This window comes from Microcystis panniformis FACHB-1757 (assembly GCF_001264245.1).
In the GTDB taxonomy this organism is placed as follows: Bacteria; Cyanobacteriota; Cyanobacteriia; order Cyanobacteriales; family Microcystaceae; genus Microcystis; species Microcystis panniformis.
The window spans coordinates 5,331,583-5,343,993 of the sequence record NZ_CP011339.1 but is presented as its reverse complement, the minus strand read 5'-3'; the positions used below and the strand labels follow the sequence as shown (position 1 = coordinate 5,343,993).

11 protein-coding genes are annotated in these 12,411 nt (G+C 40.4%); 10 read left to right on the top strand and 1 reads right to left on the bottom strand.

Going from position 1 to position 12,411, the window contains the following annotated elements:
* Window positions 1-47 precede the first annotated feature (47 nt).
* Window positions 48-1,841, bottom strand: a complete 1,794-nt coding sequence (locus VL20_RS25100) for a fatty acyl-AMP ligase (RefSeq protein WP_052278169.1) — start codon at window positions 1,839-1,841, stop codon at window positions 48-50.
* Window positions 1,842-2,171: 330 nt separating this feature from the next.
* Between VL20_RS25100 and VL20_RS25095 the strand changes: the two genes are divergently transcribed.
* The 10 genes from VL20_RS25095 to VL20_RS25055 all read left to right on the top strand — a co-directional run bounded on the left by VL20_RS25095 (window position 2,172) and on the right by VL20_RS25055 (window position 12,015).
* On the top strand, window positions 2,172-2,894 hold the full coding sequence (locus tag VL20_RS25095) for a Uma2 family endonuclease (RefSeq protein WP_052278168.1): 723 nt from the start codon (window positions 2,172-2,174) through the stop codon (window positions 2,892-2,894).
* A 190-nt stretch (window positions 2,895-3,084) separates the two neighbouring features.
* A complete protein-coding gene (locus tag VL20_RS25090) occupies window positions 3,085-6,138 on the top strand; it encodes an Eco57I restriction-modification methylase domain-containing protein (protein ID WP_052278167.1) in 3,054 nt (1,017 codons plus the stop codon).
* A 214-nt stretch (window positions 6,139-6,352) separates the two neighbouring features.
* Window positions 6,353-6,679 (top strand): XisI protein, encoded by a 327-nt coding sequence (locus tag VL20_RS25085; RefSeq protein WP_052278166.1) that lies wholly within the window; start codon window positions 6,353-6,355, stop codon window positions 6,677-6,679.
* 241 nt (window positions 6,680-6,920) lie between these two features.
* Complete coding sequence (locus tag VL20_RS25080; protein WP_284525915.1) at window positions 6,921-7,148, top strand: hypothetical protein; 228 nt, start codon at window positions 6,921-6,923, stop codon at window positions 7,146-7,148.
* A gap of 182 nt (window positions 7,149-7,330) precedes the next feature.
* Window positions 7,331-7,651 (top strand): DUF4258 domain-containing protein, encoded by a 321-nt coding sequence (locus tag VL20_RS25075; protein WP_052278164.1) that lies wholly within the window; start codon window positions 7,331-7,333, stop codon window positions 7,649-7,651.
* A 1-nt stretch (window position 7,652) separates the two neighbouring features.
* Complete coding sequence (locus VL20_RS25070) at window positions 7,653-7,871, top strand: YgiT-type zinc finger protein (RefSeq protein ID WP_052278163.1); 219 nt, start codon at window positions 7,653-7,655, stop codon at window positions 7,869-7,871.
* Window positions 7,872-7,877: 6 nt separating this feature from the next.
* On the top strand, window positions 7,878-8,111 hold the full coding sequence (locus VL20_RS25065) for a hypothetical protein (protein WP_052278162.1): 234 nt from the start codon (window positions 7,878-7,880) through the stop codon (window positions 8,109-8,111).
* Window positions 8,050-8,223, top strand: a complete 174-nt coding sequence (locus VL20_RS33945) for a DUF6883 domain-containing protein (RefSeq protein WP_369800422.1) — start codon at window positions 8,050-8,052, stop codon at window positions 8,221-8,223. The genes VL20_RS25065 and VL20_RS33945 overlap by 62 nt, the downstream gene beginning before the upstream one ends.
* A gap of 152 nt (window positions 8,224-8,375) precedes the next feature.
* Window positions 8,376-8,603 (top strand): DUF4926 domain-containing protein, encoded by a 228-nt coding sequence (locus tag VL20_RS25060; RefSeq protein WP_002790332.1) that lies wholly within the window; start codon window positions 8,376-8,378, stop codon window positions 8,601-8,603.
* Between the two features lie 52 nt (window positions 8,604-8,655).
* Window positions 8,656-12,015: a helicase-related protein gene (locus VL20_RS25055; RefSeq protein ID WP_052278161.1), complete on the top strand. Its 3,360-nt coding sequence runs from the start codon at window positions 8,656-8,658 to the stop codon at window positions 12,013-12,015.
* Window positions 12,016-12,411: the final 396 nt, after the last annotated feature.

Below are 12,411 nucleotides of genomic sequence, written 5' to 3'. Positions count from 1 at the left end.
ACACGATTATTTATCCTCGATCGGGTGAGCATTGCCCACCCAAAAAACTATGCTTCTGTTTCAGAAATAGAGCGATCAAATTTACTAACTAACTGAGGATTTTCTGACCAAGCATCGATAACACTCATATTACCATTGAGAAAATTCTGTTTAATAGCGCGGCGTTGAATTTTGCCGCTGGCAGTTTTGAGAATTGTTCCCGATTTAGCCAAAACAATGGCATGGGTCATAATTTCGTGTTCTTCGGCGATTTCTTGACGGATATCGGCGATTAATTTAGCCGTATCTAATTCCCCGCTGCGACGTTCTAATTCTTGGACAACAACTAACTGTTCTTCCCCGTTATCTTCAATGGAAAAAGCGGCACCATAATCGGGACGAAAAACCTCATTAAGATGCTGTACTGACCATTCTAAATCCTGGGGATAATGATTACTGCCACGGACAATAATTAAATCCTTAATCCGTCCCGTGATATGTAATTCCCCATCGAGAAGAAAACCTAAATCTCCGGTGCGTAAAAACGGTCCTTCTCCCGTATCAGCAAGATAAGCTTGAAAAGTCTCTTTAGTTGCGTCTTCCCGTTGCCAATATCCGGCGGCCATACTGGGGTCACTGGCCCAAATTTCGCCCACTTCATCGGCTGCACAAAGGGTAAAAGTATCGGGATTAACCATAGCTATACGGGTATCACAGACGCGACGACCACAACTGGGGACGTATCTAACTCCCGTGGTTCGATCGGAACTAACAGGGACAATTTTACCGCGTTCGTAGGCGGTTGCATCCAAAGCGGTGATAATTGGGGTGGTTCCCTTGGGTTTATTGGAAATCAAGAGGGTATATTCAGCTAATCCGTAGGCAGGGGCGAAAGTTTGCCAAGAAAAGCCGTAATCTGCAAAAGTATCGACAAATTTGGCCATGACCTTCGGGTTAATCGGTTCGGCGGCATTTCCCGCGGCCTGCCAACTGCTCAGGTCTAATTCCGCTAAATCGGCAGCCTTAATCCTACGAGTACAAAGATCATAGGCGAAGTTGGGGGCCTGACTATGAGTAACTTTGTACTTAGTAATATTTTTTAACCACTGCATCGGACGCTTAATAAAAGCAAAGGGAGACATGAGATAGCAGGGTGTACCGTTGTAGAGGGGGACGGTGATACCTTCGACTAACCCGTAATCGTGGAAATAGGGCATCCAAGTGAGGGTAACGCTATCCGGTTCGTAACCACAAGCTTTTTGCAAGTAACCGCAATGGTGCATCAGGTTAAAATGACTTAACATCACCCCTTTGGGGATATTAGTCGAACCGGAGGTATATTGCAGATAAGCAAGCGCCGATTTATCCACCTGGGGATCTTGCCATTGGTCCGCCAGCGAAATATCAATGCTTTCGGTAGTAATCCATTTCATTTGGTCGAATTCTGGAAATTCTTCCTTAACACCTTCAATAAGAGTCAGAATACTTTCGGTAACTAGGGCAAAGGTGGCATTAGCATCCTTGACAATTGCCCGTAAACGGGGCAGAGTGCGCTTAAGTCGTCCCGATTCCGGTGGGGGGACGGGAATGGCAATCACTCCCGCGTAGAGACAACCACAAAAAGCGGCCACTACTTCTAAACTTTGAGGATAGAGTAATAGGGCGCGTTCCCCTTGGGCCTGGTATTTTTGCAAATAGGCGGCGATTGCTCTTGCTTGGCGATCGAGTTCACTGTAGGTTAAAGGTGGGGTTTCTTTTTTACCATCGATAAGAAAAGTGTAGGCATGGCCGTCCGGTTGTGTCGTGGCGCGGTAACGTAAGAGTTCTACTAGGGTTGCGGGTTGAATTAGGGTTTCAGTCATCGTTGTTATCGGGCTTATTGGCGCTATTGTATAGAAGTTTTAACATATTTGCCCATGGCGCTAGGATAAAGTGCCGAAGGCGATCGGTCAAGGTCTAGGATTAAGTAGCTGGTTATAATTAAATTAAAAATGGATTTTAGATTCGATCCCCCCTGCCCTCCTTGATAAGGTAGGGTTGATTCATGAATCAACCCTACCCTTGATAAGGGGGGTGTCTGATAATTTTTAACGCCTACCTACTTAAGTTATTGGTTAAAATCCCCCCGCCTTATCTCTGCAATTGTGAGAAAAAGCTATAATTAATCAATCCTAAAATACCGGGAAAAAGTCATGACAGCCCTAGACATGATCCCAGATGTCACCTATCCCCCCACAGATTTATGGAGTGATGAACCACCCTTGGCAAGTGATCTACACCTGCAACAGATCATCATTCTCCTTAGTTGTCTAGAATTATTATGGCGCGAGAGGAGTGATTACTACGCTTCGGGAAATCTAACCATCTACTACAAAGCGGAACAACTAAAAAAGCGCGATTTCTGGGGTCCCGATTTTTTTGTGGTTTTAGATACCGAAAAACGTCCCCGCAAAAGTTGGTTGGTTTGGGGAGAACAGGGTAAATATCCAGATGTAATTGTCGAGATTCTCTCCGATTCTACGGCCAATATTGACCGCAATAACAAGAAAATTCTCTATCAGAATACCTTTCGCACTCCTAATTATTTTTGGTTCGATCCTAATACGTTAGAATTACAAGGATTTAGACTAATTGAGGGACAATATCAAGCCATTTCTCCCAATGAACAGGGTTATCTCTGGAGTGAACAGTTAGGATTATATTTAGGGATATTTGACCGGAAACTGCGTTATTTTACCGCCGATGGTCAATTAGTCCCCACTCCTCAAGAAGCCGAATTACAGCAACGACAGGCAAAAGAACAGGCTCTTTTAGAAAAAGAACAGGCTCTTTTAGAAAAAGAAAGGGAACGACAAGCCAAGGAAAAATTGGCACAAAAATTGCGAGAATTAGGCATCGATCCCGATACAATTTAACTGAAGTGGCAAAAGTCCTAAATAGTCAGATGTTAAAATCAGACACCCCCCTTATTAAGGGTAGGGTTGATTCATGAATCAACCCTACGATGAATCAACCCTGCCATGAATCAACCCTAGGGATCAAGGGGGGATTTATAATCAGCTACCTAGAGAAAGTAAACCTAAAGGAGAGGTCGTGGGAAAACTTATGAGTGATATTGAACTTCGGCAGTCAGTTTATGACCTTCTTTCATCCCTGAGAGGATTGGATGCGCTCAAAAAATTATTCTGGTCTGAGTTAAATTACGAGCGAGAAAATCAAACCCTGTCCCGACGCAATTGGCCAGATAAAGCAGTAGAAGCATTAGCAGAAGATCCAATCCTATTAGCTTCTGGGGGGGAAGATTTTCAGGTTATTTATGCTCGTCTCAACTCTAAGCAACTGCTGCTCAATTTAGAGCGTCTTGTCGTCACTCAACTGCTAAAAAACCATCCCTACTCTCTCTTTATTTTCTCTGATTTCCACCAAGAACGGTGGCATTTTATCAATGTTAAATATGATGTAAAACAAGAAAAACGGCAAGTCTTGCGGCGAATTACAGTGGGTCCAGGGGAACAGTTACGAACCGCCACAGAACGCCTAAGTTTACTGGATTTAGATAATATTAGTTCCGAGTCTCCTTTAGCGATTCAGGAACGTCATGATGAAGCTTTTGATGTTGAGAAAGTTACTAAGAAATTTTTTGAACAGTATCGCTCGGTCTTTGAAAAAGTTGAGCAATTAATTACTAAAACTATCCCTAATGCTGACCAGAGAAGACTATTTACTCAGAAGCTATTTAATCGCCTGATGTTTATTGTTTTTATCCAGAAAAAAGGTTGGCTGAAGTTTAACGAACAAACAAACTATCTAGAAACCTTATGGCAGGATTATCAGAATGAGAACAGCACCTCGGACAAAAACTTTTATCGTAATCGCTTGACTCATCTGTTTTTTACGGGACTAAATAATCCCCAACAAACGGATATTATTGGTATCAATAATGGTGGTTTTCTTCGGCAAATAATCGGCACAGTTCCCTATCTTAATGGCGGATTATTTGAACAGGATGAAGATGACCGCAATCCTAATATAATAGTACCCGATCAGGCGATCGATGTTATCCTACAGGGCCTTTTTAGTAATTTTAATTTCACTGTAACTGAGAGTACACCCCTGGATGTGGAGGTAGCAGTGGACCCAGAAATGTTGGGAAAAGTGTTTGAGGAATTAGTCACGGGAAGACATGAATCAGGTAGTTATTACACACCTAAACCGATTGTTTCTTTTATGTGTCGGGAGGCTTTAAAGGGATATTTAAGCAGTAAGTTAACTTCTGAAAACAAAGAAGCGATTGAGCTTTTTGTTGACGAATATAATGCTATTAATTTAAAGAATCCAGAGGCAGTTTTAGAAACCTTAAAACAGGTTAAAGTCTGCGATCCTGCCTGTGGCAGTGGAGCTTATTTATTGGGAATGTTGCATGAGTTATTAGATTTGCGTCAGTGTTTATTTGCCACTAAAGGCATTGATTACAAAACGGTTTATCAGCGCAAGTTAGAGATTATTGAAACCAATATCTATGGAGTTGATATCGATCCTTTTGCGGTTAATATTGCTCGCTTAAGGTTATGGCTTTCCTTAGCGGTTGAATATGAGGGAGACAATCCGCCACCGCTACCGAATTTGAAGTTTAAAATCGAAACAGGAGATAGTCTAACTGCTCCTAATCCCCAAGGTTCTGGGATGGTGCGCGAGGAGTTTATTCATCGGTTTAGGGAAGCTAAAGCGAAGTATTTAAGAGCGCATTTAGGCAGTGATAAACAAAGTCTTGAACAGGAGATTAATGAGGTTAAGAAACAGATTGCTTTATTAACCCATGGCAGTGCTTCTGTGATTGCGAGTGATAAGGAAGCTATCTCAAAAGGGTTTGATTGGGTGGTGGAGTTTGCCGAGGTATTAGCGGAGGGAGGTTTTGATATTCAGGTAGCAAATCCCCCCTATGTGAGACAGGAATTGATTAAGGATTTAAAGCCAACTTTAAAGCAAGTTTACCCGGAAGTTTATACGGGAACATCGGATTTATATTGTTTCTTTTATGCGAGAGCTTTACAGTTACTTAAAACTGGGGGAATGTTAGCTTTTATTTCTTCTAATAAATGGTTTCGGGCAAAGTATGGGGAGAAGTTAAGAGAGCATATCGCTGATACTTGTCAGGTGAGAAGTATTACCGATTTTGGGGATTTACCAGTATTCAAGAGTGCGACAGCTTACCCGATGATTTTTATTGCTAATAAAGAGCAAGGACTCAATGATTCAATTATTTTTACTGAAGTAAAATCATTAGATGATCCCTATCCTGATGTCTCAACTTTAATTCGTCAACAGGGAAATATTTTAAATCATCAATCCTTGAATGGAAAAAATTGGATGTTAACTGATACTTCTACAGTTGATTCTATTAAAAAAATGAAAGCGTCGGGAATTACTTTAGAAGAATACGTGAAAGGAAATTTTTTTTATGGAATAAAAACAGGTTTAAGCAAAGTTTTTTTTATTGATAAAAAAACAAAAGAATATTTAATCAATCAAGATGAAAAAAGCTCAGAAATAATCAAACCATTAGCCATTGGTAAAGACATTAAAAAGTGGTCTATTGATCTTAAAGATAGATGGTTAATTTTTACAAAACAAGGAATTGAAATTAATGATTTTCCTGCTGTTATAGAATATCTTCAACAATATCGATCACAATTAGAACCAAAGCCTAAAAACTATTCTAAAACTCAAAAATGGTTAGGACGTAAGCCAGGTTCATATAAATGGTATGAGATACAAGATAATGTGGCTTATTATCAAGAATTGAGCAAGCCTAAAATCGTTTATCAACGTTTTCAAGTAAAACCTTGCTTTGCTTATGATACTAATGGAATATTTGTTAATGACGCTGTATGGATGATAGTAATTGATGATTTATATTTATTAGGTATTTTAAATTCTCAATCCTTTTGGCAAGAAATAACCCGTCATTGCACACAAATTCAAAACGGATACCAATTACTAAGAGTATATCTTCAAAAAGCTATAGTTCCAAATGCTTCTGAATCCGAAAAAGAACCCATCATTAAATTAGTACAAAAATGCTTAGATGCCAAGGGGGTTAACTGTGAAGAATGGGAGAAAGAGATAGATGAGAGAGTAGCGGCATTATATGGACTGTAAGGGGTTAGATACCCGACTTCTTTAAGAAGTCGGGTATCTGAAATCATCACAGCGAATCTGTTAAAATAGAGGTAAATAACCCAGTCGTCAGATGAGAGAGTAGCGGCATTGTATGGATTGTGAACCTTAAGATTGTTACAAGATGCTAAAATTAGGAAAACCTGCTAAAATAAGGATATGCCAGCTAGGGATATCACAGAGAGGAGATCGTAGAATGGCAATCAACTACAGTGAATTAGTTAAATCCCTAATTGAAGAACAAGCTAAAATTCAGCAGTCTAGTGAAATTTCCCTAGAAATAATCTTTGACGATCTGAGAAAACATTATTTATTAGTACAAGTTGGTTGGCATAATAATCATTGGATTTATGGATGTCTTTTACATTTAGATATTATTAACAACAAAGTTTATATTCAACAGAACAACACAGAAATTTCAGTAGCTGAACAGTTAGTTGAACTAGGAATTCCTAAAACAGATATTGTCATCGGATTTCACTCTCCATTTAAACGAAAATTCACAGAATATGCCATTAATTAGTAGTACAAATAAAATGGGAAAACAAATTATAAAACATTAGAATTACCAATAGAATTAATTCAAGAAACTAAAAAAATAATTCAATCAGGAAAAGCAAACAGCTTTGACGAATTTGTTGCTTTAGTATTAAAGCATGAACTTTTAAACCTAGAGCAAGCTGAAAATCAAATAGATTTAAAAGTCAGAAGCATTTTCAGAAGCTCCCATCTGGGAACTAGGAGAGAATCCAGTTATCGGTGGTGTGACTAATGCTTCAGAAAAACTACAAACCCTCACCCCACAACAACAGCAATCAGTAATAGATTTTATTGAATTCTTGCAATTTAAGGCACAGAAGACAGAAATTACTGAAGAAGAAGAACCGATTTCTGCTTATGAATCAGCTAAAGATTTAGTGAGGTGTGTGGAAAGTGGAATAGGTGATCTATCTTATAATAAAAAATACCTTAAAAGTCCAGCAAAAAAATGACAGATTTAATAATCTCGGAGAGAAATAATTGATTTAATTATTCCTGATTGAGATATAATTATTAAAACCCCCAAGAGAATTAACCCATGACACAAGCAACCACCCCCTCACAAATGAAATTTCCTTAGATTTAGTCTCCATTGCCCCAAAACCACAGCAAATATAGAGCTTAACCAGTTGAAGTGACTTCTGACAAGATACTCGAACAAGTACGAGAAGCAGCAGCCAAAAGACTTCTGTTTCTTCCCCATACTATTGGGCAGATGTCACGAGGCGATCGCATGATGACAACAACCGAGATCGAAACTGTTGTCATGACAGGTGAACTGATAGAAAGCTATCCTGAAGATGTGAGGGGACAAAGTTGTTTAATATTAGGATTTGGAGAAAATAGCAGACCGATTCATGTCGTCTGTGCTCCCAAAGACGAATATTTGGCGATTATTACTGCCTACCTTCCCGATCCATCAAAGTGGTCATCTAATTTTAGAAGGAGACGTTAGAATGGAATGCCTCTGCTGCAAGGGACAAATGAAACGGGGAACTGCTCCCTTTGCCATTGATCGCAACGGATACCATCTTTCTTGGGATGCTGTCCCTGCTTGGGTGTGCGAACAGTGTGGCGAAGTCCTTTTTGAAGCTCGTGAAGTCAATTTAATTCAAGAAACTCTCTCTATTCTAGATCGTGAAACTGCCGTCTTAGTTGAGCAAGCTTTATCCTAAAATACTATGAAAATACAAGGAATTATCAAAGGCAATACTATCGAGCTATTAGAGGATTTATCTCTTCCTAATGGCGTAAAAATTTCTCTGGAAATCCCTGATAATTTAATTCCTAAAAAAGTATCATGGGAACAAATTGAAACCTCAATCGGAGTCTGGAAAAATCAACCAGAACTCGATGATATATTTTATGAAATTGACCGAGAGCGCCATGCACTATCGACAAAAGTATGTTATTGATTTTCCCCTGACTCATCAAAACAAAACCGCCATTATTCACAGTGTTTGGATCATCAGAAATGACGAAAACTTTCCCCGCTTAGTGACTTGTTATGCAGCTGGTTTTAATTAAATTAAAAATGTATTTTAGGTTCGATCCCCCTGCCCCCCTTGATAAGGGGGGTGCCGATCCCCCCTTAGTCCCCCTTTAATCCCCCCTTAATAAGGGGGGCATCTGACAACTTTTAACGCCTACCTACTTATGTACTTTAAGGAGATAATCAAATGAAACTCTTAGATGTAGTTGCCTTATTAGAAGACTTACCCCAATTAGGATTATATTGCGGACAAGTCGGAACAATTGTAGAAGTTTATGAACCCACAGTTTTTGAAGTAGAATTTAGCGACACATCAGGACGTGCTTATGCTATCGAAACCTTACAAGAAAATCAACTAATGTTATTACATCATTCTCCCTTAGAACCTAAAAATTTAGCTGTAAATATAGGGTAAATTTTCTTAAAAAACATTATTGATATAACAATTATCTTATGGATATCGAACTATGCCTACCCACGACATCATCGACAATCGCCAGCAAAAATTAGTCGATAACATCAACCAAATTCTTCACTCTTCAGAAGCCGCTCATTTTGCCGTCGGTTACTTCTTCCTCTCCGGCTTTACTGCGATCGCACCTCGTCTCGCCACCATCCCACAAATGCGCCTCCTGATTGGCAACACCAGCAACAGGGAAACCATCGAACAATTAGCAGAAGGCTACCGCCGCTTAGAACTAATTAAAGACCATCTGGAAGCACAAGAATACCCCAAACGGACAGAACGCAAGCAGATGGCAACAGAAACCGCCGACAATATTCGTTCCAGCGTCGAACTAATGGACCAAACAGATCAAGCAGAAACCTTAGTAAAAAATCTGGTTCTTATGATTGAAGAAAAACGCCTTCAGGTGCGAGTTTATACTAAAGGGCGACTCCATGCTAAAGCCTATATCTTCGACTACGGGACAATTTATAACCAGCAGGGACAACCTTTGGAACGTCAAGAAAAAGGCCTTGCTATCGTTGGTTCTTCTAACCTTACTTTATCAGGAATTTCCCACAATACCGAACTTAATGTTATCGTTCACGGTAATGAAAATCATGCCAGTTTAACAGAATGGTTCAATCAACTTTGGCAGGAAGCAACAGAATTTGATGAAACACTGATGCAGTCTTTACAACAGTCTTGGGCGATGATGCCAGTACGTCCCTACGACATCTATATGAAAACTCTCTATATGCTCGTGCGCGATCGATTGACAGAAGAAACTGCCAGCGAAATGATGATAGATAACGAAATTACCGAGAAACTAGCAGACTTTCAAAAAGTAGCAGTTAACCAAGCTGTTAAACTCATCCGCGAGTATGGAGGTTGTTTCGTTTCCGATGTGGTAGGACTAGGAAAAAGCTTTATTGGTGCTGCCATTGTCAAACGCTTTGAACAAGTGGAAAAAGCCCGCCCCCTCATTATTTGTCCAGCGCCACTGGTGGAAATGTGGGAACGCTACAACGAAATTTATCAACTTAACGCCCGCGTTTTATCGATGGGATTGCTGCGGGAAGATGAAACCAGTGGCATCAGAGTTTTATTAGAAGATTTTAAATACAAAGATCGAGATTTTATCTTAATTGATGAAAGTCATAACCTCCGGAATGCCGCAACCCAAAGATATAAAATCGTCGAAGCCTTTTTAGCAGCTGGGAGACAATGCTGTTTCCTGACAGCAACTCCTCGCAATAAAAGTGCTTGGGATATTTATCATCAGATTAAGCTTTTTCATCAAGATGATAAGACAGATTTACCCATAGATCCGCCCGATCTAAAAGAGTATTTTAGATTAGTAGAGAAAGGAGAAAAACAGTTACCTGACTTGTTATCTAATATCTTGATCCGGCGCACTCGCAACCACATTTTACGCTGGTACGGCTTTGATGCCAAGACTCATAAACCCGTAGATGCAGACAATTTCAAGGATTATTTAAACGGAAATCAACGCGCTTACGTTATTGTGGGTGGTAAGCATCAGTTTTTTCCCAAAAGAGAACTACAAACCATTGAATATAGTATTGAAGATACCTATCAAGGACTTTACCAAGAACTGCGCCAATATTTAGGGAAATCTCGCCAACAGCAACCAGCCAAACCTCGTAAAAATGAACTTTGCTATGCTCGTTATGGTTTGGGGAATTATGTATTACCAAATAAGCGCAAACAAGAACCATTACTCAGTTTACAAACTGGGGGAGCAAATTTAAGAGGAATGATGCGAGTTCTGCTATTCAAACGCTTTGAATCTAGCGTTTATGCCTTCCAACAAACTGTTAAGAAATTACTGCAAGTCCATCAACGCTTTCGAGAAGCTTTACGCCAAGGAATTATCCCCGCCGGAGAAGAAGCTCAGGCAATTCTCTATGAACCAAACAATGGGGAAGAACAAGATATTATCGATGCTTTGCGTCAGGCATCTGGGAAGTATGATCTAGCTGATTTTGATGCCACAATATTGCAGAAACACCTCGAACATGACATCCAATTGCTAGAGAAAATTTTGCACTTAGTTGAGCCAATTACTCCAGACAAAGATGCTAAATTACAAACTCTCAAAAATTGGTTGAATAAACCTCCGCTGCAGGATAGCAAGTGCCTCATCTTTACTCAGTATGCTGATACCGCCTCTTACTTATATCAAAACCTCAATCCTAACGGCGATCGAGACGATCTAGAAGTCATCTACAGTGGCGATAAAGATAAGGCGCGGGTAGTGGGAAGATTTGCCCCCAAAGCCAACAAATACTATAAATTGACCCCGGGAGAGTCGGAAATCAAAACTTTAATTGCTACCGATGTTTTAGCCGAGGGTTTAAACCTACAAGATGGCAACCTGATTATTAATTATGACCTGCATTGGAATCCCGTCCGACTTATTCAAAGGTTTGGTCGGATTGATCGGATTGGCAGCGAGAATGATGTGGTTTACGGCTTTAATTTTCTCCCAGAGACGGGATTAGAGCGGAATCTAGGATTACGACAAAAACTCAAAAACCGCATTCAAGAAATTCATGAAACCATCGGTGAGGATGCGGCAATTCTTGACCCCACAGAACAGCTTAACGAAGAGGCTATGTATGCGATTTATGAAAAAAGTGGTAGTCATCAATTAAGTTTGTTTGAAGATGAGGGAGAATTTCTCGACCTCAATGAAGCGGAAGAAATTCTCAGACAACTCCAGCGAGAAAATCCGGCTGAATACGAACGGATAACTAACCTGCCTCACGGCATCCGAACGGCTCGCTTTTCTCTGAATAAGGGCATAATTGTCTTCTGTGAAGCTTCTTATCCGAACCGCAAAGATTGGAAGGGCTACCAGCAATTATACTGGCTCGATGAACAGGGAGAGATCAGATCAAAAGATACTGCCCGCATTTTAGGAATGCTCAAAACCAACCCAGAAGAAGCAGCACTGCCGCTGCCCAAAAATTACAACCAAGCAGTCATGCAAGTCAAGGTTAAATTTGCTCAGGAAGTCCAACACCGCCAATCGGAACGGGAGTACAGCCGTTCTCTGACTCAAGCACAGCGCTACGTCCTGCGAGAACTAGGACTGCTGTTTAAAACCACTCAGGATGAAGAAATCCGTAAGCAGGTTAACCTATTAGAACAGGCCTTTCGCCAACCGATTACCACTGTACTCAAGCGCGAGTTAAACCTGATTAAGCGCCGTAGCCTGACAGGAGAAGCTTTGTTTAGCGAACTGAAGAAATTATACAGCCAACATGAGATGCGGGACTGGTTAGATCGCCGCCGCTTGCAAGGTGAGGAGCAACCAATTCCCATCATTATTTGCAGTCAGGCTTTAGTTTAGAAACGGCGATAAGTAGGTGGGTGGAATTAAATATAAGATGAACGTAGGTTGGGTTGAAGCATGAAACCCAACGCCCGATTATGTTACGCTACCGCTAACCCATCCTACAAATAATTGTGCCTCCCTACTTAGTTGACCACCTGAAAATCGGTAAAACCCTACACCCTACACCCTACACCCCACACCCTACCCCCACGAAAAACTTTTTCAGCAGACCCTAAATAGACAGGCGTTCTCCCCTCACATCTAGAATTCCTAAAGGGACTAAAACAGCCCTCCATAGCTACATCAAATGTTCCCAAAAAATATAGAAGAGCTAATGCAAATTAGCCGCTATCGGTTGAAGGATTACATCAAAGGACAAAGAGCTATATCGCTTGCCCTATCTACCTTCTA

Coding starts and splice junctions, on each gene's coding strand:
- VL20_RS25065 (WP_052278162.1), top strand. CDS start 7,878: ATGAAAATACAAGGAATTATCAAAGGCAATACTATCGAGCTATTAGAG.
- VL20_RS25060 (WP_002790332.1), top strand. CDS start 8,376: ATGAAACTCTTAGATGTAGTTGCCTTATTAGAAGACTTACCCCAATTA.
- VL20_RS25055 (WP_052278161.1), top strand. CDS start 8,656: ATGCCTACCCACGACATCATCGACAATCGCCAGCAAAAATTAGTCGAT.
- VL20_RS25090 (WP_052278167.1), top strand. CDS start 3,085: ATGAGTGATATTGAACTTCGGCAGTCAGTTTATGACCTTCTTTCATCC.
- VL20_RS33945 (WP_369800422.1), top strand. CDS start 8,050: ATGATATATTTTATGAAATTGACCGAGAGCGCCATGCACTATCGACAA.
- VL20_RS25095 (WP_052278168.1), top strand. CDS start 2,172: ATGACAGCCCTAGACATGATCCCAGATGTCACCTATCCCCCCACAGAT.
- VL20_RS25070 (WP_052278163.1), top strand. CDS start 7,653: ATGGAATGCCTCTGCTGCAAGGGACAAATGAAACGGGGAACTGCTCCC.
- VL20_RS25100 (WP_052278169.1), bottom strand. CDS start 1,841: ATGACTGAAACCCTAATTCAACCCGCAACCCTAGTAGAACTCTTACGT.
- VL20_RS25085 (WP_052278166.1), top strand. CDS start 6,353: ATGGCAATCAACTACAGTGAATTAGTTAAATCCCTAATTGAAGAACAA.